Consider the following 21,232-nt stretch of genomic DNA (forward strand, 5'->3'; position numbering starts at 1 on the left):
CGTCGTGGCGTGATCATTTTTCCACGAACGCGCGCTCGATGACGTAATGGCCCAGCTCGCCGCCGCGGGTTTCACGGAAGCCGCGTGCATCCAGCAGGGCGGTCAGGTCTTTCAGCATGGCCGGGCTGCCGCACAGCATAAAGCGGTCGGTGTCCGGGTTGATCTCCGGCAGGCCGATGTCGCTGTAGAGCTTGCCGCTTTCCATCAGGCTGGTCAGGCGGCCCTGATTGCGATACGGCTCGCGGGTCACTGTGGGGTAGTAGATCAGCTTCTCGCGCACCACATCACCGAAGAACTCGTGCTCCGGCAGTTCTTTCTCGATCAGTTCCTGATAGGCCAGCTCGGACGCAAAGCGCACGCCGTGGGTCAGCACGATCTTGTCGAAGTGATCGTAGATTTCCGGATCCTTGATGATGCTGATGAACGGCGCCAGGCCGGTGCCGGTGCTGAGCAGGTACAGGTTCTTGCCCGGCAGCACGTGATCGGCCACCAGTGTGCCAGTGGGCTTGCGGCCGACCAGTACCTGGTCGCCCACCTTGATGTTCTGCAGGCGTGAGGTGAGCGGGCCATCCGGCACCTTGATGCTGAAGAATTCCAGCTCTTCCTCGTAGTTCGCGCTGACGATGCTGTAGGCACGCAGCAGCGGCCGGTCGTCCACTTCCAGCCCGATCATGGTGAAGTAGCCGTTCTTGAACCGGAAACCTGGATCACGGCTGGTGGTGAAGCTGAACAGGGTGTCGTTCCAGTGACGCACGCTGGTGACAGTTTCCTTGTTCAAGTTTGACATGGGCTTTGACTCTCGCGGTTGCTGCGGTAAGAAACGGCTGGCAAATGAAAACCATTCTCAGTCGTATTGCAATAGCATAACGGTGCTTATGATATCGGTAAAATGGGATATAGTAATAAGCCTTATCGGTTATAACGATATAACGAGGCCCCGGAGACGCCCGCCATGCGCTATACCCTGCGTCAGCTTGAAGTGTTCCTTGCCACGGCCCGCACCGAAAACATTACCCGTGCCGCCGAGAGCCTGGCCATGTCGCAGTCGGCGGCCAGCGGTGCGCTGAAGGAACTGGAACAGCAGTTTGATGTGGCGCTGTTCGACCGCGCCGGCAAGCGGCTGAAGCTGAATGAACTGGGCCGGGTCCTGTTGCCCCGCGCACAGGGGCTGCTGGAGCAGGCCGGTGAGCTGGAGCGGGTGCTGGCGGCGCACACCGAGATGGGCGAACTGAAGGTCGGGGCGACCCTTACCATCGGCAACTATCTGGCAGTGGGTATCATGGCGCGCTACATGAGTGAGGTGCCGGGTGTACGGGTAGTGCTGGAGGTAGACAACACCGCGCATATCGCGGACGCGGTGCTGCACTTTCAGCTGGATATCGGCCTGATTGAAGGCGAGATGCAGCACCCGGACCTGGACGTGACGCCCTGGCGTGATGACGAACTGGTGGTGTTCTGCAGCCCGCAACACCCGCTGGCCGCTCAGGGGCGCCTGGATGATGAGGCTCTGCTGGCGGCGACCTGGATCGTGCGCGAGCAGGGCTCAGGGACGCGACAGACGTTCGACCGCGCCATGCACGGCCTGCTGCCACGGATGAATATCCTGCTCGAACTGCAGCATACCGAGGCGATCAAGCGCGCGGTGGAGGCCGGTCTGGGCATTGGTTGCCTGTCCCGGGTCACACTGGCGGAAGCCTTCCGGCGTGGCAGCCTGGTGCCATTGACCGTGCCGGAGCGGGATTTCCGCCGGCAGTTCTACTTTGTCCTGCACCGGCAGAAATACCGCAGCCGCGGTATCGAGCGCTGGCTGGAGCTGTGCCAGGCGATGTGATGGAGGGCCTACCGCCGCCCCCAGATGCTGGCGAGCAGGGCGCCGGACAGATTGTGCCAGACACTGAACAGGGCGCCGGGCAGCGCCGCCAGCGGTGTGAAGTATTGCATCGCCAATGCCACGCTCAGCCCGGAATTCTGCATGCCCACTTCGATTGCCAGCGTGCGCGCATCGGCCTCGCCAGTGCGCGCCAGCCGCGCTGCGCCGTAGCCTGCTGCCATGCCGAGCAGGTTGTGCAACACCACGGCGCACAGCACTGTCAGCCCCACGGTGGCGATGCGGTGTTCGTTGATGGCCACGATCACCGCAATGACCACCACGATGGCCAGCATCGACAGCAGGGGCAGCCAGGGTTGCAGCACGCCCAGGCGCTTGCCGGCCAGTGAATTGATCAGCACACCACCGAGCACCGGCAGCAGCACGATCTGCACCAGGCTCCACAGCATCTGTGCCGCCGGTACCGGGACATGCGTGCCCAGGTACAGCATCACCAGGGCCGGTGTCAGCAGCACGGCCAGCAGGGTCGAGACGGCGGTGAGTGTCACCGAGAGCGCCACATTGGCGCGTGCCAGATAGCAGATCAGGTTCGATGCCGTGCCGCCGGGGCAGCAGCCCACCAGCACCAGCCCGGTGGTCAGCTCTGGCGGCAACTGCAGCAGCCGGGCCACTGCCAGCGCGGCCAGTGGCATGATCGAGAACTGCAGCAGCACACCCAGCGCCACGCGGCCGGGGCGTTGCCATACGCGGGCAAAGTCCTGCCAGTCCAGTGTCAGCCCCATGCTGAACATGATCAGCATCAGCAGTGGTGTGATGGTGTCGCCAAACCGGTTCAGCGGGGCGGGCACCGCCCAGGCCAGCAACGCGGCCAGTAGTGCCCAGAGCGGAAACAGGCGGGTCAGCGAAGTGAGCACGGGCGGTCCAGTTGTAATGCTTATGTCGGGCCGGATTCTGGCGGGGGTGGCGGAGAGGATCAAGTTTGACGCTGCCTGGGGTGTCATTGATGATTGAGCCTTGCCCCGATTTCCGAGAGTAAGCCGGCGCGTGCCGGCCTGAGTGGTTTATGGCCCGTTTACATCCCCGCCTGGAGGCAGCCTTCGAACTGCTGCCGGACCAGCACGCTGTGCATCTGCTCACGCGTCACTCTGTGCGCGAGCAGGCGCAGAATGGCTTTGCCGATTACCGCCTGCCCCTGACCCCGGAAGGGGTGGCGCTGGCCCGTGACTGGGGCGCACGTCTGCCGCGCCCCGTCAGTGCCTTTTATTCCAGCCCGGTGGGGCGCTGCCTGGATACTGCACGGGCCATGCACGAAGGTGGCCTGGCTGCCGGGCTGGTGGACGGGCCGCTGACGCTCGAGCAGGTGAGTGATCTGGTCGAGCCAGGCTGTTATGTGCAGGATATCCGGCTGGCCGGGCCGCTGTTTTTCGAACTGGGCGTGGTGGGGTTTATCAACCGTCACCTGGCCGGTGGCCTGGACGGTGTGCTCAGCCCCGCCGACGGGCTGGGCAAGCTGACCCGCTATCTGCACGCACGCCAGCCACCGGCGGGCTCAATGGCCGTGCACGTCACCCACGATACGATCCTGGCGGCCTTTACCGCCGGCCTGCGTGCCCGTGACGAAATCAGTGATGAAGACTGGCCCTGGATGATGGAAGGCCTCTGGTTGTGGTTCGAGGCCGGGCACCTGCACTGGATCTGGCGTGGCGAACCCGGCCGGATCACTGTGCACCACCTGGCGCTGGCCCCTGATCTGTCGCCTGTGCCCTCAACGCCGGCTGGCGCTTGAAAAACGGGGGCCGTGCCCGCACATTTGCCGCTTCCGCCTGTCTGCCCATGACTGCTCATCCGCTACTGCCCCGTTGCGAGGTAATCTCTTGACTGCGCTGTCCATTCGTCATCTCACCAAGACCTACAAGAACGGCGTTCAGGCGCTCAGAGACATCAGCCTGGATGTGCACAAGGGCGACTTCTTCGCCCTGCTCGGGCCGAACGGTGCGGGCAAGTCCACCACCATCGGTATTGTCAGTTCGCTGGTGAACAAGTCCGGCGGCGAGGTGACCATCTTTGGCCACTCGCTGGACAGTGCGCGCGAGCTGGCGAAGAAAAAAGTCGGCGTGGTGCCGCAGGAATTCAATTTCAATCAGTTCGAGAAAGTGTTCGATATTGTCGTCACCCAAGCTGGTTTCTACGGCATTCCTGCCGGAGCGGCGAAGGTGGCGGCGGAGAAATACCTGCGCCGTCTGGGGCTGTGGGAAAAACGCGACAACCAGGCGCGCGAACTCTCCGGCGGCATGAAGCGCAGGCTGATGATCGCCCGGGCGCTGGTGCATGAGCCGGAGCTGCTGATCCTGGATGAACCCACCGCTGGCGTCGATATCGAACTGCGCCGCTCAATGTGGGATTTCCTCACCGACCTGAACCGGCAGGGCAAGACCATCATTCTCACCACCCACTATCTGGAAGAGGCGGAATCCCTCTGCCGGCACATCGCGATCATCGATCACGGCACCATCGTCGAGAACACCGACATGAAATCGCTGCTGGAAAAACTGCAGGTGGAAACCTTCATTCTGGACCTGGCCGGTGCTGTCAGCGCGGCGCCGGTACTGAACGGTTTTACGGTGCGCCTGCGCGATGCCCGCACACTGGAGGTGGACGTGCCGAAATCCGAACCGCTCAATGATGTCTTCACGCAACTGGCGGCACAGGACATTGCCGTCATGAGCATGCGCAACAAGGCCAACCGGCTGGAGGAACTGTTCCTGCGGCTGGTGGAACGTAACCTGGACAGCGAGGTGCCGGCATGAGCCTGCGTGAACAGTGGGTGGCGTTTCTCACTATCCTGGTCAAGGAAATCCGCCGCTTTACCCGTATCTGGCCGCAGACGCTGCTGCCGCCGGCGATCACCATGACGCTGTATTTCGTCATCTTCGGTAACCTGATCGGTAGCCGCATCGGTGACATGGGCGGCTTCGACTATATGCAGTACATCGTGCCCGGCCTGATCATGATGAGCGTGATCCAGAACAGCTACGGCAACGTGGTCAGCTCGTTCTTCAGCACCAAGTTCCAGCACTCCATCGAGGAAATGCTGGTGTCACCGATGTCACCGCTGGTGATTCTCGGCGGCTATATCGCCGGAGGCATCGCGCGCGGGCTGGCCGTGGGCGCGATTGTCACCGTGCTGGCGCTGTTCTTCACCGACCTGAGCCTGGTGCATGCCGGCGTGACGCTGCTGGTGGTGGTACTGACGGCGATGCTGTTTTCACTGGCCGGCTTCATCAACGCCGTGTTTGCGCGCAACTTCGATGACATCTCCATCATTCCCACCTTTGTGCTGACACCGCTGACCTACCTCGGCGGGGTGTTCTATTCCATCGAGCTGCTGCCGGAGTTCTGGCGCGGTGTGACACTGCTCAACCCGGTGGTGTACATGGTGAACAGCTTCCGCTACGGCATCCTCGGCGTCAGCGATGTCAATGTCGGGCTGTCGCTGCTGGCGATCCTCGGCTTTACCGTCGCGCTGTTCCTGGTAGCGCTGTGGTTGCTGCGCCGTGGAACGGGCATACGTCACTAGTCGCATTTTTTTTACAGTCGGCGGGACAGACGGCCCGCACCAGCCCCTGGCCGGTGCGGGCGCAGGTTCCTTTTTTGGCCTGAAGCACTAAACTCGCAGCAGAACCCGCCGGGTCACCGCTACCATGAGGGCGTGCGGGGCAGGAGGACCAAGGAGAGCACCATGGGCAACCCCTTCAGCGACACCCCACTGGGGCGCAAGACTGACTATCTGGATCAGTACACGCCTTCACTGCTGTGCCCGATCCCGCGCTGGGACGCGCGCGAGGCACTGGAGATGGCCGATGCGCACCTGCCGTTTCACGGCATGGACGTCTGGAATGCCTACGAACTGTCCTGGCTGGACAACCGTGGCAAGCCGGTGGTGGCCATGGCCGAGATCCGTGTCTCCTGCACCAGCCGCAATCTGGTGGAATCGAAGTCTCTCAAGCTGTACCTGAACTCCTTTGCCAACACCCGCTTCGCTGACCGGCGTGCGGTGCAGCAGGCGATGGAGAAAGACCTCTCCAGTGCGGCAGATGGCGCCGTGGAAGTACGTGTCCTGACCCTGGAGGAAGCCGCGCGGCAACCGATGTGGGAAGCACAGGGCACGGCGCTGGACCACATCGACCTGGATATCGACCAGTTCGAACACGATGCATCACTGCTGATGACCGAGCAGGGCCCGGAGCGTACCGAACTGCTCTACTCGCACCTGCTGCGCAGCCGGTGTCCGGTGACGGCGCAGCCAGACTGGGCCACGGTAATCATCCGCTACACCGGCACGCCGATCAGCCATGCCAGCCTGCTGCGCTACCTGATCTCGTTCCGTAACCACAATGGTTTCCACGAACAGGTGGTGGAGCAGATTTTTCTGGATATCCAGCGCGAATGTGCGCCACGTCACCTGAGTGTGAATGGCCGCTTTACCCGCCGTGGCGGGCTGGACATCAATCCGTTCCGCTCCAATTTCGAGGAACTGCCGCCGAATCTGCGTGTGGTGCGCCAATAGCGCACCGCGCATTCTCCTGCTGTGAACTAGGGAAGGTCTGTCCGTATGAAAAAATATCTCGCCGGTCTGATGCTGGCGCTCATGCTCGTGGGGTGCAGTGATCCGCGCCTGGATGCCAGCAGTGAGGAGGCTTTCGAGGCGTCACTGGAAAAAGTGGTGGCCGACATGGATGACAATGAACGCCAGCTCTTCACCGAAGCGCTGATGATCGTGATGCTCACCGGCATCACCCGTGACGACGTGGCCGCCGCACAAAGCGGCAACATGGACGAACTCAGCTCACCGTTTGATCATCTGGATGGCCTCACCGCCGACGACGTGATTGAACGCGCCGGCGAGATCCGCGAGGCCCAGGCCCGCTGACCCGGCGGGCCGCTCAAAAGCCCAGCGGCCAGCCCATGCCCAGCCACAGCGCCAGCAGCAGCGACCAGCCGCACAGCATGATCAGGCTGTAAGGCAGCATCAAGGTCACCAGCGTGCCGACCCCGGCGTCCGCCTGATAGCGGCGCACAAAGCCGAGCACCAGCACAAAGTAGGGCATCAGCGGTGAAATGATATTGGTGGTCGAATCGCCCACGCGATAGGCCGCCTGGGTCGCTTCCGGGCTGATGCCCAGCAACAGCAGCATCGGTACGAACACCGGCGCCAGCAGCCCCCATTTGGCGGAAGCACTGCCGATCATCAGGTTCAGCAGCGCGGTGAACAGCACCATCAGCACCAGCACGGCCACCTGCGGCAGCGCCAGCCCGCCGAGCCAGTCCGCGCCATGAATGGCGAGCACGATGCCGATGTTCGACCAGTTGAACCAGGCCACGAACTGCGCCGCGAAAAACATCAGCACCAGATAGCCGGACAGGCTGCGCAGAGTCTCTTCCATGGCCTCGACCACATCAGTGCTGTGCCGGAAGCTGCCACTGGCCTTGCCATACACAATGCCTGCCACCGCAGCGATCAGGGCGATCAGCACGACGCTGCTGCTGACCAGTGGCGAGGGGATCAGGCCGCCCTCCGGGTTGCGCAGTGGTGCATTGGCCGGCAGCGTCAGGGCCAGCAGCAGCGCCACCATGATCAGCACACTGAAACCGGCCAGCCGCAGCGGCCGGCGATCCGTGAACACCGGCGTCCGGGGAGCGACCACGGCGGCCGCCTGGCCACTCAGCCAGGGCTCGATCCAGCGCCGTGTGACCAGTGTCACCAGCAGGGTCACCAGCAGCGTGGAGGCAACCAGGAACCAGTAATTGGCGCTGGCGGAGACCGTGGCCTCCGGCGCTGCCAGGCGTGCGGCCTCGGTACTCAGGCCGGCGAGAATGGCATCCACCGGCCCAATCAGCAGGTTGGCACTGAACCCGCCCGACACCCCGGCGAACGCCGTGGCGATACCGGCCAGCGGGTGCCGGCCGGCCAGCTGGAACAGCAACCCGGCAAGCGGAATCAGCACCACATAGCCGGCATCCATGGCGATGCTCGACATCACTCCCGCAAACGCCACCACCGGGACCAGCAGGCCCTGGGGTGCGACGCCCACCAGCGCGGTCAGCGCGGCGCCGAGCAGGCCACTGCGCTCGGCCACGCCGATGCCCAGCAGTGCCACGATGGCAATGCCCAATGGGGCGAAACCGGTGAAATTGGTGATCAGGCTCCCGAGCATATAACGGATGCCGTCGCCGCTGAGCAGGTTGCGGACGGTGATGCTGTCCTGCGTGACCGGATGCGTGGCCGAGACGCCGGGCAGGCTGAGCAGGGTGGAGGCCAGCAGCACCGCCAGGCACAGCAGGGCGAACAGCAGCGCCGGGTGCGGCAGGCGATTGCCCCAGTGTTCCAGACAACCGAGCAACCGATGTACCCAGCCAGCCGGGCGTGGGGTATCCATCATGCGCGATCTCCTTTTTTAGCTACGGGCGAAAGGCTCTGGCTCGCAGCTCGCCGCCGGGGCGAAGCCCCTAGATAATGCGCTGTTTCTGGATGCGCTGCGCGGCTTTGCCCATCACTTCGATGACTTTACTGCAATCGCGCTCGCGCAGGCGGCTGCTGTCCACATGCAGTGAAAAGCCCTCTGCTTCGAAGCTGGTGCTGACGGAACTCTTGCGTTGCAGATCACGTGCCGATTTGGCCAGCGCATGGAGAATGCGGTCACGGTCGAAATTGCGGATGCGCTTCACATCCAGGTGCAGGCTGAAACCTTCCGTCTGCACCGACACAAAACCACCGCCACCGGCGGCGTTTTCCTTCAGGTCCTGCACTTCATAGACCGCGATCGGGCGATTGAAGCCTTTTACCTCGATCTCGCCCATGTTGCGGCACATCACCCGGTCGCGAATCAGCTCATGGGTGGCCTGCGAGATCATGATACGACCGGGCCGGGCAGAGGATTCCAGCCGGCTGGCCAGGTTCACATCCGTGCCGAGGATGGTGTAGTCCATACGGGATTCGGCGCCGAAATTGCCCACCGTCACATAGCCACTGTTGATACCGATGCGGATTTCCAGCTTCTGGTGGATACCTTCGCGCTGCCAGCGCTGGCGCAGCAGTTTCATCTGCCGTTGCATTTCCAGGGCCATGGCGACGCAGTTGAAGGCGTCTTCCTTCGAGCCCTTGCTGACCGGGTCACCGAAAAACACCATGACCGCATCGCCGATGAACTTGTCGATGGTGCCGCCGTAGCGCAGCGCGATGCGCGTCATCTCGCTGAGATAGGTGTTGAGCATGCGCGTCAGGGTATCCAGCGGCAGCTCCTCGGAGATATTGCTGAAGCCCTTGATGTCGGAGAAGAACACCGTCAGCTTGCGGCGGCGCGTTTCCAGCTTGGCGTCACGCTTGCCGGAGAACAACTGGCCCCAGATCTGCGGCGGCAGGTACTTCGCCAGCTTGCGCGACAGCTCCATGGCCTGCTTCTGCTGGCGGGCCAGATGCGCCTGCGCCATACGCACATGGCGGGCCTGGTTCAGCGCGTACAGCGAAGACGCCCCGACATAAATGCCCAGGCCGAGCAGCGACAGCAGCGTCATCAGCAGCGGCGTCTGCTCGACCGGCAATACGCTGGTGCCGAACACCAGCATGCCCAGCCCGCAACCGGTGGCGGTGAGCAGCACATTCAGCAACCAGGGGCGCACACCACCGGTGGTCACCGCATTGGCGTGCACCATGATCAGCAGTGCGATGGACGGGATCAGTGCGAAATGCAGCGAAGCGATGGTCAGGCCGATCAGCACCGCATCAAGCTGCACCAGCACGCGGCTGGCCTCCTGCTGGCGGTGGCCCTTCTTTTCCAGCCGGAAAGCCAGCGCCTGCGCAGCCAGCGGATAGCCCAGCAGCACCGCCACCATCAGCAGGCGCAGCTCCGGATACAGATGCAGTTGCACCCCGGCGGTCAGCACGATGGCAGCGACGACGAATTCCAGCAGCCGGATATAATTGGCCTGGCGTCGCACCACGGCGCGGGTGTCCCCCTGGCGACGCTTGTTATGGTTGTGCTGGGCGGATTTCATGGCAGCCTGTTGCGGATGAATCGGGCAAGCTTAAACCACTTGAGTGGTAAGGAAAAAGGGCGGGCTTCCCGCCGGAAGGACCGTCTGTCTGCAGCGGCGTGCGGTGGCTGATGTACAATGCCCCGGTTTGCCGTGGCCATCGTCGTGATGACGGCCGTATCGAAGTACGAGGGAAAGAACAGATGGATGCAATCAGCGCGCTGCATAACCGGGTGTCCGTCGCCAAGCTCGGCGAACCCGGCCCCAACGGCACGCAACTGGACATCATGCTGCGTGCCGCCATGCGCGCACCCGATCACGGCGTGCTCCGGCCCTGGCGGTTCATGGTGATTGAAGGCGCCCAGCGCGAACGGCTTGGTGATATCTTCGTCGAGGCGAGACTGCAATCCGAACCCGATTGCGATCCGGCGGCACTGGACAAGCTGCGCGGCAAGCCCCTGCGTGCGCCGATGATCCTGGTGGTGGTGGCGGAAACCGACCCGGACAACCGCGTGCCGGTGGTCGAACAGATTGTCGCCACCGGCGCGGCTATCCAGAACATCATGGTCGCGGCGCATGCACTGGGCATCGGCGCCATGTGGCGTACCGGGGGCATGGCCAGCCATCCACTGGTGAAGAGACGGCTGGGCTTTGCCGACAAGGATGAAATCGTCGGCTACATCTATCTGGGCACCCCGACCGGCTCCGTCAAGCGCGTGCCCGAAGAGGCCCACGTGCCTTACCTGCGGGACATGCCACAGTGACCGCACTGGACGCACTGGGCGCCCGCATTCTGGAGGCCATTCCATTGGCCCGGCATCTGCAATTTTCCCTGCTGGACTACCAGCCTGGTGCGTTGTTGCTGGGCGCACCACTGGCGCCGAACATCAATGACAAGGGCACCTTCTTTGCCGGTAGCCAGGCCGCGCTGCTGACCCTGGGCGGCTGGGCGCTGACCACCCTGGAAGGAGAGGCCTGCGTGGAACGGGTGGATGTGGTCGCGGCCGAATCCAGCCTGCTTTACGTCGCGCCGCTGGAGGCTGATGCGCACATACGGGTCCATGCCGTGCCCGATGACCTGGCCGTGTTTGCGCGCCGCCTGCAGCGCCGTGGCCGTGCCCGGCTGGCGATCGCTGCGGAGCTGATGGCCCCCGGAAAAGAAGTGGCCGCGCGCTTCACTGCCTACTACCTGGCCCGGGATTTGTCGGCCTCGCATGAGAGCGTGGATTGAGCACGCATGCGCGTTGCGATCAGTGGGCGACTCGGGTAATCTACGCGCCCTCTGCCGCCGGGGTTTCCCTGGGCGGGCAGATTGAATATCCGGTGAGGTGTCCGAGTGGCTGACGCCTTGCCGAAGGCAAGCGAACGTCGCGTTTTGTAGCGACGGCCCCGAAGGGGCGAGGGCCACAGGCCCGAGTAGCAGAGCACGCTGGCGTGCGACCTGCCCAACAGCGGGAAGCAGCGAAGTTGTTCAGGATTTATAGGTGAGGTGTCCGAGTGGCTGAAGGAGCACGCCTGGAAAGTGTGTATACGTTAATAGCGTATCGAGGGTTCGAATCCCTCCCTCACCGCCAGCCATAAAAGAACCCGCGCAGTGCGCGGGTTTTTTTATGGCTGGCGGTGAGGGCTGGCATGGTGAGAACCCCCGTTCGACCAGCCGCCGAAGGCGGCGCAGGACGTCATCGCAGATGACGGGGCGCAGCCCCGAGCGCGTAGCGCGAGTCAATCCCGACCGACGCCGCAGCACCCAGCCCGCCTGAGGCAGTGCGCGGGTTTTTTATGGCTGGCGGTGAGGGCTGGCATGATGAGAACCCCCGTTCGACCAGCCGCCGAAGGCGGCGCAGGACGTCATCGCAGATGACGGGGCGCAACGTGATTCAATCCCGACCGGTGCTATGGCGCCGGACTTCCATGACGCCCTACGCGGTTTTTTTAATGATCTGCTGGTTTCTCATCCGCCCGGCTTCGGTGACATTCCTGATGATGGCCGATCATGCCGTAACCCGGAAGTTGCCAGGCGCTTCTGAAGGTGATCGCCTGCCACGATTATTACTCTTAATGTCTGTCATGGTATGTTCTTGTAATATTTTTCGGGCGAGTATAAATTGACCGCATCGTAATAGCTGATGCCGCCCATGAAACCCACCCCAAAACGCCTGATTCTCAACCTCCTGTCCGCCGCCGCCGGCGAACCTTTGTCTGCGCGCAGTGCCGTGGAGGCCTGCGCACTGTTTGGCGTCAAGGAAAACAGCGTGCGGGTCACGCTGGCACGGTTGTCGTCAGAAGGGCTGATCGAAGCCAGAGGGCGCGGCCTGTACGGGCTGACACCGGAGGCCGCCAGCCTGGCGGCTGATATCAATGACTGGCGGCGGGCGGAGCAGCGGCTGTGTGACTGGCAGGGTGGCTGGGTGGCCGTGTATTGCGGTGCCCTGGGTCGCAGTGATCGGGCTGTGCTGCGGCAGCGTGAGCGTGCCCTGGAAATGAATGGATTTCGCGAACTGGAAAAGGGCATCTCCGTGCGGCCGGACAATCTGGCCGGTGGTGTGCCGGCGCTGCGCAAGCGCCTGCATGCCCTGGGGCTGGAGCCGGAAGCGATGGTATGCCGCCTGGATGAACTGGATGACAGCCGGGCGCAGCAGGCGCGTCAGTTGTGGCCGGTGGCGCGCCTGGAAAAACAGTACCGCGCCATGACCGAGCGGCTCGAGCAGTGGCTGGCCCGCAGTGGTGATCTGGAGCCGGAAGTGGCTGCCCGTGAATCCTTCCTGATCGGTGATGCGGCCATTCGCCAGTTGGTGTTCGATCCGCTGTTGCCGGACGCAATGATTGATCATGCCGCACGGCACGCCTTTATCGAGAGCCTGCTGCGCTTCGATGCAGCCGGCCATCGCATCTGGGCGGCCTTGTATCAGGCCATGGTGCAGGTACCTGCCGAGGCGGGCAGCACGCTGCGTCACTGACCGGGGAAACCAATATGAATCAGGACGAGCTATACCGACACAGCCCGGAAACCCGGCGTCGCATTACCGATATTTTCAGCCGCGAGGAAATGCGCTACCTGACCGCCCGCTCCGATTGGCGCGGTGCCTGGCTGATACTGTCCACCTGGCTGGTGATTGCGGCGGCGTTTGCATTGATGGCCTGGGCCGTGCAGCAGCCTCTTTGGCTGGCGGTGCCGCTGGTGACCGTGGGTGTGGCGGTGCTCGGTGGCCGGCAACTGGCACTGGCGATCATTACGCACGAAGCCACGCACCGCACATTGTTCAAGACCCGATGGGCCAACGATGGCCTGACGGACTGGCTGTGTGCCCGGCCCATCGGGCTGGATCTGGGCAAATACCGCGCGCACCATTTCATTCACCATGCTCGCACCGGTACCGACGAGGACAGCGATATATCGCTGATTCAGGGGCTGCCCACTACGAGGATGTCACTGGTGCGCAAGTTCGCCCGCGATCTGGCCGGGCTGACTGGCGTGAAATACCTGATCGGCCTGACGCTGATGAATGCCGGGGTAATTCGCTGGACGGTGGCGTCCGATGTGGAGAGGCTGCCGCGCAATGGCCGGCATGCCGGGCAGTACCTGCTGGCGTTTTTGCGCAACAGCCTGCCGACCTTTATCACCAACGGTATCCTGTTCGGAGTGCTCTGGATGCTGGGCATGCCCTGGCTTTACCTGGCCTGGCTTGGCGCCTATCTCAGCCCCTATCCCTTTTTCCTGCGCGTCCGGGCGCTGGCGGAACATGCGGCGACAGAACGCACCACAGACATGTTCCGCAACACGCGCACCACACGGGCCGGCTGGCTGGCGCGCAGTTTCGTGGCGCCGTGCCATGTGAATTTTCATATCGAGCATCACGCCATGGCGGCGGTGCCCTGGTTCCGGTTGCCCGAGGCGCATCAGTTGCTGCGAGCGCGGCAGGTGGTGCCTGAGCCGCCGGGGTATTGGCAGGTGATGCAGCGGGTGTCCTCGCGGCAGCCTTAATCGTCGCTGTCGTGAATCATGTAGCGGGCGGTGCCCTGTGAAGCCTGTTCCAGCCGTTCGGCCAGCCACACCTTGATGATCGATTGCCGGGTGACGCCGAGACGGCTGGCTTCGCGGTCCAGTGCCTCGATCATCCACACCGGAAAATCCACATTGACCCGTTTCTGCGCCGTGTTGACGCGGCGTGCCTGACGGAGGTCGAGGTGGGCGCTGACATCCTCGCCGTCGTCGAAGCGGCGGTCAAAATCCTTCGCTTTCATACAGGGCTACCTCCTCGGTGCGTGCGCGGCGGACGGAAATGATGCGGGTGCGATGCTGGCGATAGGTAATCACAGCAGACCAGTGTTTCTCCCCGATACGACCGATCACCAGAAAGCGTGGCTCATCCAGGGTCCGGGCCGGTATTTCAAGCAGGTCGGGATCGTCCCAGAGTTGTCGGGCCTGGGCAAAATCAATGCCGTGCTTGAGCCGGTTGGCGCGGCTCTTGGTGTCGTCGTATTCGAACCGTAACATCATAATGGTATGGAAAATATACCATTAAGAGTCGGTCAGCAAGCCCCTAGCCAGTCACTCAGTGCCGTGACCACCGGCTCGGGTGCTTTCAGCCAGCCACTGTGCGGGTTACCGATGGCGGGGAGGTGATGCATCGGGACAGGCGGGCCAAGCTGGTCCGCCAGGGCGCGTGTGGACGCGGGCGGGGCGTAGTGGTCGCCCTGGAAACCCAGGTAGCTGGCACGTGCGCCGGGCACGGATTCGGCCAGGGGCAGCCCGATATGACGGAAGTTGCCGCGCCAGGCCACGCGGCCCCAGTCGCGGATCAGTTGCGGCGGTTCATGCCCGCCAAAACCGATCCGATGCCCCGGCAGGTAGCCTAGGGAACCTCTGAATAACTCCCCGGTGGTTCTGCGGGTGCTACAGCATGCAGTAGCAAGGCGCGGCGCGCCGGCAATGGCATCGTCCTTGTCAAGCGACGCAACGCGGCTAATGCGTGCTGCAGCGCCCGCCCTGCGGGGCTTTCCGGGCGGCGCCTGCTCCGCGTTGCGTCTTCTCGACGTAGCCCGCTATGCCTTCGAAGCCGCGCCTTGATCAGGCACCGCCCGGAAAGCCAGAACCACCGGGGAGTTATTCAGAGGTTCCCCAGCAGCAGGGCGATCAAGTTGAAGCCCAGGGCGGCCATGGGGGTGAACAGTCGCTGGCGGCCCTGCCAGTGACGGTAGTGGATATTGCCGCAGGCGATGCCAAACAGGTCTGCCTCCGGCAGTCGTGCCCCGGCGTCCGTGGCGCGGTGTGCCAGATACAGGGTGCCAAGCTGGCCGCCGAGGCTGTGCCCCACCAGTACGGCTTTGCCGCTGTCGGGAAAGCGGGCGTCGGCCAGGCGTAGCAGGGCAGGGAGATACTCGGTCAGCAGCGCGCGGTAGCCATAGTCGTGGCGGCGGTCCGGGCGCGGGTGACTGCTGGCCTGGCCGGGCCATTCCGGCACCAGCACATTCAGGCCCTGCTGTTGCAGGCGGGTGGCAAATGTCTGGTAGTGACGTGCAGCCACGCCCATGGCCGGCAGCACCAGCAGGGTGCGCGCGTCGCCCGGGCCAGGGTAGATCTGCACCGGGCAATGGAAGGTATTGCGAAACGGGACGGCAAGGGTTTCAACGGCTTGCGACACAACAGGCTCCAGTGACGGGGAGGCCCGACTATCCCGCGCAGGCCGCGTTGCGGCAACGACCCGCGAGGTCATTGTGCGCGAGCCATCATGCATGATCCGAATGAAACAGGATACAGAATATCAATTTCATTTATGGTGGAGCATTGTCTAGTCTGTTCCCGGCAGTCAACCATCCCGGCGGCCCGGCCGGTAAGGAGCAGCAACGGCATGGCCGAGTTCTATCTGGTCCGTCACGGACAGGCGTCCTTTGGCGCCGCCAACTACGATCAACTTTCTGCGCTCGGACACCAGCAGGCCGAATGGCTGGGCGAATACTTCGCTGAGCGTGATATCACCTTCGATACCCTGATGACCGGCGCGCTGGTGCGCCACCGGGAAACGGCCGAGGGCATCTGCCGGGGCATGGGCGTGAGCCTGGAGGCCGATGTGCAGCCCGGCCTGGATGAATTCGATTTCCACGCTGTCGTGGGCGCCTGCCTGAGCCAGTTTCCGGACACGCGCCCGATCGAAGGCGCGCCGCGTTCCGCGTTCTACCGGTTGCTGAAGATCGCCATGCGGCACTGGCGGGAGCAGGCGCTGACCGGTGAACTGCCGGAAACCTGGCAGCAGTTTTCCGACCGGGTGGCGGCCACGTTGCGCTACCTGCAACAACAGTACGCCGACCAGCAGCGCGTGCTGATCGTGACCTCCGGTGGCGCCATCGCCATGGCCATGAAACACATTCTGGAAACGGCGGATGAGACCGTGGTCGAACTGAACCTGCAAACCCGCAATGCCGGCGTCACGCAGGGATTTTTCAACCATAAAGTGCTGCGGCTGGCCGCCTTTAACCAGGTGCCCCATTTAGACCGGCCCGACCGGCCCGGCGCTATCACCTTCAGCTAGAGGGAATGACTATGGACTTTCGCTTCAGCGACAAAGTCGAGACGCTACGCGCCCAGGTGCGCGAGTTCATGCAGCAGCAGGTGTTGCCGCAGGAGGCCACTTACGCCGAACAACTGGCCGCGAATCCCTGGGAGACGCCGCCGGTGATGGAAACTCTCAAGCAGCAGGCCCGCGACGCCGGCCTGTGGAACCTGTTCCTGCCGCAGGAGCACGGTGACTACAGCGCCGGCCTGACCAACCTGGAATATGCCCCGCTGGCGGAGGAAATGGGCCGCAGCGTGATGGCCTCGGAAGTGTTCAACTGCGCCGCACCGGACACCGGCAACATGGAAGTGCTGGCCAAGTACGGCAACGCCGAACAGCGTCAGCGCTGGCTGGCGCCGCTGCTGGAAGGCCGTATCCGCTCCGCGTTTGCCATGACCGAGCCGGAGGTGGCGTCGTCGGATGCCACCAATATCGAGACCTCCATCCGCCGCGACGGCGATGACTACGTGATCAATGGCCGCAAGTTCTACATCAGCGGCGCCATGCGCAAGAGCTGCGAGATCATGATCGTGATGGGCAAGACCGACCCGGACAACCCGAACCGCTACCAGCAGCAATCGCAGGTGCTGGTGCCGGTGAACACGCCGGGGGTGACGGTGAAACGTGCCATGACGGTGTTCGGCTACAACGATGCCCCCGAAGGTCATGCCGAGGTGTTGTTCGAAAACGTGCGCGTGCCGGTGGAGAACATTATTCTCGGTGAGGGCCGTGGCTTCGAGATCGCCCAGGGCCGGCTCGGGCCGGGCCGCATTCATCATTGCATGCGGCTTATTGGTGCGGCACAGCGGGCGTTCGAACTGATGTGCGAGCGGGCCAACCGGCGTGTGGCGTTCGGTCAGCCACTGATAAAGCAGGGCTCCGTGCGGGAGGACATCGCCCGCTCGTACTGCGAGATTGAACAGGCCCGGCTGATGACCCTGAAAGCGGCGGACATGATGGACCGCGTCGGCAACAAAGACGCGCGCGACATGATCGCCATGATCAAGATCGTGGCGCCGAACATGGCGCTGAATGTGATCGACCGCGCCATGCAGATTCACGGCGCCGCCGGGCTGAGCCAGGATACGCCGCTGGCGCATTTCTTTGCCTATGCCCGCACCCTGCGGCTGGCGGATGGCCCGGACCAGGTGCACATGATGCAGCTGGGACGCAACCTGGCCGCACAGTTCGGCTGACAGACAACAACAAAGAGGGAAGCTCATGTCACAGGTGGACAGCCTGGATACCGAAAAACTGGCCGGTTATCTCGCAGCGCAGATTCCCGGCTTTCGCGGCCCGCTGAGCGCGACCAAATTCGACGGCGGCCAGTCCAACCCGACGTTCCGTCTGGACGCGGCGTCCGGCCAGTATGTGCTGCGTCGCCAGCCGCCGGGCAAGCTGCTGCCGTCGGCGCATGCCGTGGACCGCGAGTTCCGTGTCATGCACGCGCTGCGCGACACCGACGTGCCGGTGCCGAACGTCGTTCATCTGTGCGAAGACCGCGACGTCATCGGCTCCCTGTTTTACGTGATGGAATTCTGCCAGGGCCGGATCTTCTGGGATGCCGCGATTCCTGAAGTGGACAATGCCCAGCGCACGGCCATGTACGATGAAATGAACCGCGTGCTGGCGGCGCTGCACAGTGTCAATGTCGAGGCCGTTGGCCTGGCGGACTACGGCAAGCCCGGCAGTTATTTCGAGCGTCAGATTGGCCGCTGGAGCAAACAGTATCGCGCCTCGGAGCTGCGCCGCATCGAGGCGATGGAACAACTGATCGAGTGGCTGGAGACACACCAGCCGGCAGATGACGGCCAGGTGTCACTGGTGCATGGTGACTTCCGCCTGGACAACATGATGTGGGCGCCGGACGAGCCAAAAGTTATCGCCATACTCGACTGGGAACTGTCCACGCTGGGCCATCCGCTGGCAGACCTGGCCTATCAATGCATGCAACTGCGCATGCCTGCTTCCGGTGGCACCTTGTCCGGCCTGGCCGGCAAGGATCGCGGTGCGCTGGGCATTCCCACCGAACGGGAATATGTCGCCGACTATTGCAAACGCCGCGGCCTCAGTGGCATCGACAACTGGGAATTCTATCTCGCGTTCAGCTTCTTCCGTCTTGCCGCCATCGCCCAGGGCGTGGCCAAGCGGGCACAGGAAGGCAACGCGTCCAGCAAACAGGCCGCATGGGCCGGCAGCGTGGTCGAACCGCTGGCCATGGCGGCCATGCAGATCGTCACCCAGGGTGCCTGATACACGGCGCCTGACAGGAGAAAAGCATGAGTACAAAACTGTTTGACCTGACCGGCCGTGTTGCGCTGGTCACCGGCGCCAGCCGGGGTATCGGCGAAGCCATCGCCCGCCTGCTGGCGGAGCAGGGCGCGCACGTGATCGTCTCCAGCCGCAAGCTGGACGATTGCCGCACCGTGGCCGACGACATCAAGGCCAGGGGCGGCAGTGCCGAACCCTTCGCCTGCCATATCGGCGAGATGGGCCAGATCACAGCGGTGTTCGAGTACATCCGCGCGGCCCATGGCAGGCTGGATATCCTGATCAACAACGCGGCGGCCAACCCGTACTTCGGCCACATCCTCGACACGCCAGTCGATGCGTTCAACAAGACCGTGGACGTGAACCTGCGCGGCTACTTCTACATGAGCGTGGAAGGCGCAAAACTGATGCGCGACAACGGCGGTGGCAGCATCGTCAACACCGCCTCGGTGAACGGCATCCGGCCGGGCATGGCGCAGGGCATCTATTCGATCTCCAAGGCCGCCGTGATCAGCATGACGAAAGCATTCGCGCAGGAATGCGCGCCGTTCAATATTCGCGTCAATGCCTTATTGCCGGGCCTGACCAAGACCAAATTCGCCGGCGCACTGTTCCAGCAGGAAAGCATCTACAAAAGCGCCATTGCGCAGATTCCCATGCGCCGCCATGCCGAGCCGGATGAAATGGCCGGCACCGTGTTGTACCTGGTGTCCGATGCGGCCAGCTATGTCACCGGCGAGTGTGTTGTCGTTGATGGCGGCTTTACCCTCTGATGGGCGGCACAGTGCGTGACCCCTTGCTGGATTTCAGCGGGCACCGGGTGCTGATCACCGGCGCTGGCAGTGGCTTTGGTGCGCTGCTGGCGCAGGCACTCGCTGAGCGCGGTGCGTCACTGGTGCTGGGCGACCTCCAGAGTGCTCCGCTGAATGCACTGGCCGATTCATTGCGCTCGCAGGGCGCAAGCGTGGTGGCGCAGGCGGGTGACGTGTCCAGCGAGGCGACGTGCCGCGCGCTGGTGGACGCCGCCGTCGAACAGTTCGGCGGGCTGGACAGCGCCGTCAACAATGCCGGTATCGCCCATCCCTTCATTTCCTTCGAGCACCTGGACGAAGCCACGTTGGACCGCCAGTTTGCGGTCAACGTCAAAGGCGTGATGTTCGGCATGAAATACCAGATCCCGGCCATTCGGGCGCAGGGCGGCGGGGCAATCCTGAACGTCAGTTCCATGGCGGGCCTGGGCGGCGCACCCAAGATCGGTGCCTACGCCGCCGCCAAGCATGCCGTGATCGGCCTGACCCGGACGGCTGCCGTGGAACAGGCACGGCACAAGCTGCGCATCAACGCCATCTGTCCCTATTACACCCACACCCCGATGGTGGACGAAGGCGACCTCAGCGGGACCGACCGTGATGCTGTACAGGCCATGATGGCTGCCGGCTCACCGATGAAACGCCTGGGCCAGCCGGCCGAAATCGTGGCGGTGATGCTGATGCTGTTGTCGCCGGCCAACACCTTCATGACCGGCCAGGCGGTGGCCGTCGACGGCGGTGTATCCGCTTTCTGAACCTGTCCGATGTTCCTCGCTCACCCCGCGCCGCCCGGCGCAGGGCGCTGTCGCGTGCCTGCCCAAAATAGTACTTTCGAACAATAGCGGCTGCAGACGTAAGCCCATAGAGTTAATACTGCTACACAGGCTGCCCGTGACACCCTGGAACCGGCCACTGCGGGCACCATGACCTGAATAATCGATAACAAGCCGGGTGGCAGGAGCGTGCCGTTCATGTATCAGGTCCTGATTGCAGACGATCACCCCCTTTTCCGCGAGGCCATCGCGCGGGTGATTGATGATGGCTTTCCCGGCAGTACATTGCTGGAAGCCTCCGACCTGGACGCCACCCTGGCGCTGGTGGCGGAAAACGACGATATCGACCTGGTGCTGCTGGACCTGAACATGCCGGGCATGCAGGGGCTGGGCGGGCTGGTGCAGTTGCGTAACCAGTTTCCCACCGTGCCGGCGGTGATCGTCTCCGCCGAGGAAGACAAGCGCGTCATTCTGCAGACGGTCACCTACGGTGCAGTGGGCTTCATTACCAAGTCGACGCCACGCAAACAGATGATTCATGCGCTGGAGCAGATCCTCAACGGTTCGGTGTACCTGCCTTCAGATATTATCCGCGCGGATGCGTCATCCGGTTCGTCACGGCACCATGATCCCGGCCTGTTGCCGGAACTGCTGGAGAGCCTGACCCGCAAACAGTTGCAGGTGTTCGAACGCATGGCACGTGGCGAGTCCAACAAAGTCATTGCCTACGAGCTGAATATCGCCGAAAGCACCGTCAAAGCGCACGTGTCTGCCATCCTGCGCAAGCTCGGCGCAACCAACCGTGTGCAGGCAATCCTGTCGGCCAGCGACATTGATTTCGGTGCCTACCTCAAGCGGCCGCAGAAAGTGACGGAGTAAACCGGTGTAACAAAACGCCAACGCCGGCTGGCTTCACGCTGCCAGGGCGAAGGCCCAGAATCAGGGTCTTGAAGCAGAGCGTCCAAGGAC

The 21,232-nt window shown here is 63.2% G+C and carries 24 protein-coding genes and 1 tRNA gene; 17 read left to right on the forward strand and 8 right to left on the reverse strand.

Annotated elements, in window-relative coordinates; all coding sequences use genetic code 11:
* Window positions 1–13: 13 nt before the first annotated feature.
* The gene (locus S7S_RS07090) at window positions 14–787 is read right to left on the reverse strand and encodes a ferredoxin--NADP reductase (RefSeq protein ID WP_008739310.1); all 774 of its coding nucleotides are present in this window, start codon (window positions 785–787) and stop codon (window positions 14–16) included.
* Window positions 788–952: 165 nt separating this feature from the next.
* On the opposite strand from S7S_RS07090, the gene S7S_RS07095 reads away from it, so the two are divergent.
* Window positions 953–1,831, forward strand: coding sequence for a LysR family transcriptional regulator (locus S7S_RS07095; RefSeq protein WP_008739308.1), 879 nt, complete (start codon window positions 953–955; stop codon window positions 1,829–1,831).
* A gap of 8 nt (window positions 1,832–1,839) precedes the next feature.
* On the opposite strand, the gene S7S_RS07100 is transcribed toward S7S_RS07095, so the two are convergent.
* A complete protein-coding gene (locus tag S7S_RS07100; RefSeq protein WP_008739302.1) occupies window positions 1,840–2,742 on the reverse strand; it encodes a bile acid:sodium symporter family protein in 903 nt (300 codons plus the stop codon).
* 149 nt (window positions 2,743–2,891) lie between these two features.
* Here S7S_RS07100 and S7S_RS07105 point away from each other — a divergent pair, with 149 nt between their 5' ends.
* From S7S_RS07105 to S7S_RS07125, 5 genes are all read left to right on the forward strand, one after another.
* Window positions 2,892–3,614, forward strand: coding sequence for a histidine phosphatase family protein (locus tag S7S_RS07105; protein ID WP_008739296.1), 723 nt, complete (start codon window positions 2,892–2,894; stop codon window positions 3,612–3,614).
* 88 nt (window positions 3,615–3,702) lie between these two features.
* On the forward strand, window positions 3,703–4,635 hold the full coding sequence (locus tag S7S_RS07110) for an ABC transporter ATP-binding protein (protein WP_008739293.1): 933 nt from the start codon (window positions 3,703–3,705) through the stop codon (window positions 4,633–4,635).
* Entirely contained in the window at window positions 4,632–5,405 is a 774-nt protein-coding gene (locus S7S_RS07115; RefSeq protein ID WP_008739291.1) for an ABC transporter permease, read from the forward strand. Before S7S_RS07110 ends, S7S_RS07115 begins: the two co-directional genes overlap by 4 nt.
* 162 nt (window positions 5,406–5,567) lie before the next feature.
* Window positions 5,568–6,395 carry an NADPH-dependent 7-cyano-7-deazaguanine reductase QueF gene (queF, locus tag S7S_RS07120; RefSeq protein WP_008739290.1) on the forward strand — a complete coding sequence of 276 codons (828 nt, stop codon included), beginning with the start codon at window positions 5,568–5,570 and terminating at the stop codon, window positions 6,393–6,395.
* Window positions 6,396–6,440: 45 nt separating this feature from the next.
* Window positions 6,441–6,758 carry a DUF6694 family lipoprotein gene (locus tag S7S_RS07125; RefSeq protein ID WP_008739289.1) on the forward strand — a complete coding sequence of 106 codons (318 nt, stop codon included), beginning with the start codon at window positions 6,441–6,443 and terminating at the stop codon, window positions 6,756–6,758.
* Window positions 6,759–6,771: 13 nt separating this feature from the next.
* Here S7S_RS07125 and S7S_RS07130 read toward each other — a convergent pair whose 3' ends face one another.
* Together S7S_RS07130 and S7S_RS07135 are read right to left on the reverse strand one after the other, a co-directional pair.
* Window positions 6,772–8,268 (reverse strand): AbgT family transporter, encoded by a 1,497-nt coding sequence (locus S7S_RS07130; protein WP_008739288.1) that lies wholly within the window; start codon window positions 8,266–8,268, stop codon window positions 6,772–6,774.
* A gap of 67 nt (window positions 8,269–8,335) precedes the next feature.
* Window positions 8,336–9,880, reverse strand: coding sequence for an adenylate/guanylate cyclase domain-containing protein (locus S7S_RS07135; RefSeq protein ID WP_008739287.1), 1,545 nt, complete (start codon window positions 9,878–9,880; stop codon window positions 8,336–8,338).
* A 182-nt stretch (window positions 9,881–10,062) separates the two neighbouring features.
* Between S7S_RS07135 and S7S_RS07140 the strand changes: the two genes are divergently transcribed.
* The 5 genes from S7S_RS07140 (at window position 10,063) to S7S_RS07160 (ending at window position 13,841) form a co-directional block, all read left to right on the forward strand.
* On the forward strand, window positions 10,063–10,623 hold the full coding sequence (locus tag S7S_RS07140; RefSeq protein WP_008739286.1) for a nitroreductase family protein: 561 nt from the start codon (window positions 10,063–10,065) through the stop codon (window positions 10,621–10,623).
* Window positions 10,620–11,090, forward strand: a complete 471-nt coding sequence (locus S7S_RS07145; protein WP_008739285.1) for a YiiD C-terminal domain-containing protein — start codon at window positions 10,620–10,622, stop codon at window positions 11,088–11,090. Before S7S_RS07140 ends, S7S_RS07145 begins: the two co-directional genes overlap by 4 nt.
* Before the next feature lie 252 nt (window positions 11,091–11,342).
* Window positions 11,343–11,433: transfer RNA gene (locus S7S_RS07150), tRNA-Ser, on the forward strand.
* Between the two features lie 561 nt (window positions 11,434–11,994).
* Window positions 11,995–12,816, forward strand: a complete 822-nt coding sequence (locus tag S7S_RS07155; protein ID WP_008739284.1) for a PaaX family transcriptional regulator C-terminal domain-containing protein — start codon at window positions 11,995–11,997, stop codon at window positions 12,814–12,816.
* Between the two features lie 14 nt (window positions 12,817–12,830).
* Entirely contained in the window at window positions 12,831–13,841 is a 1,011-nt protein-coding gene (locus S7S_RS07160; RefSeq protein ID WP_008739282.1) for a fatty acid desaturase family protein, read from the forward strand.
* On the opposite strand, the gene brnA is transcribed toward S7S_RS07160, so the two are convergent.
* The 4 genes from brnA to S7S_RS18820 form a co-directional block, all read right to left on the reverse strand.
* Window positions 13,838–14,101, reverse strand: a complete 264-nt coding sequence (brnA, locus tag S7S_RS07165; RefSeq protein ID WP_008739280.1) for a type II toxin-antitoxin system BrnA family antitoxin — start codon at window positions 14,099–14,101, stop codon at window positions 13,838–13,840. The genes S7S_RS07160 and brnA overlap by 4 nt on opposite strands.
* Window positions 14,082–14,357: a BrnT family toxin gene (locus S7S_RS07170; RefSeq protein ID WP_008739278.1), complete on the reverse strand. Its 276-nt coding sequence runs from the start codon at window positions 14,355–14,357 to the stop codon at window positions 14,082–14,084. Before S7S_RS07170 ends, brnA begins: the two co-directional genes overlap by 20 nt.
* A gap of 32 nt (window positions 14,358–14,389) precedes the next feature.
* Window positions 14,390–14,641, reverse strand: coding sequence for a hypothetical protein (locus S7S_RS07175; protein WP_008739277.1), 252 nt, complete (start codon window positions 14,639–14,641; stop codon window positions 14,390–14,392).
* Window positions 14,642–14,967: 326 nt separating this feature from the next.
* A complete protein-coding gene (locus S7S_RS18820) occupies window positions 14,968–15,501 on the reverse strand; it encodes an alpha/beta fold hydrolase (protein ID WP_008739275.1) in 534 nt (177 codons plus the stop codon).
* A gap of 207 nt (window positions 15,502–15,708) precedes the next feature.
* Here S7S_RS18820 and S7S_RS07185 point away from each other — a divergent pair, with 207 nt between their 5' ends.
* The 6 genes from S7S_RS07185 to S7S_RS07210 all read left to right on the forward strand — a co-directional run bounded on the left by S7S_RS07185 (window position 15,709) and on the right by S7S_RS07210 (window position 21,142).
* Complete coding sequence (locus S7S_RS07185; RefSeq protein ID WP_008739274.1) at window positions 15,709–16,386, forward strand: histidine phosphatase family protein; 678 nt, start codon at window positions 15,709–15,711, stop codon at window positions 16,384–16,386.
* An 11-nt stretch (window positions 16,387–16,397) separates the two neighbouring features.
* Entirely contained in the window at window positions 16,398–17,606 is a 1,209-nt protein-coding gene (locus S7S_RS07190; protein WP_008739272.1) for an acyl-CoA dehydrogenase family protein, read from the forward strand.
* Window positions 17,607–17,631: 25 nt separating this feature from the next.
* A complete protein-coding gene (locus S7S_RS07195) occupies window positions 17,632–18,663 on the forward strand; it encodes a phosphotransferase (protein ID WP_008739270.1) in 1,032 nt (343 codons plus the stop codon).
* Window positions 18,664–18,689: 26 nt separating this feature from the next.
* A complete protein-coding gene (locus S7S_RS07200; RefSeq protein WP_008739267.1) occupies window positions 18,690–19,454 on the forward strand; it encodes an SDR family oxidoreductase in 765 nt (254 codons plus the stop codon).
* 11 nt (window positions 19,455–19,465) lie between these two features.
* Window positions 19,466–20,245 carry an SDR family NAD(P)-dependent oxidoreductase gene (locus S7S_RS07205; RefSeq protein ID WP_238582949.1) on the forward strand — a complete coding sequence of 260 codons (780 nt, stop codon included), beginning with the start codon at window positions 19,466–19,468 and terminating at the stop codon, window positions 20,243–20,245.
* A 216-nt stretch (window positions 20,246–20,461) separates the two neighbouring features.
* Window positions 20,462–21,142: a response regulator gene (locus S7S_RS07210; protein WP_008739262.1), complete on the forward strand. Its 681-nt coding sequence runs from the start codon at window positions 20,462–20,464 to the stop codon at window positions 21,140–21,142.
* The last annotated feature ends 90 nt before the right edge of the window (window positions 21,143–21,232 follow it).

The sequence above is a fragment of the Isoalcanivorax pacificus W11-5 genome (assembly GCF_000299335.2).
GTDB lineage: Bacteria > Pseudomonadota > Gammaproteobacteria > Pseudomonadales > Alcanivoracaceae > Isoalcanivorax > Isoalcanivorax pacificus.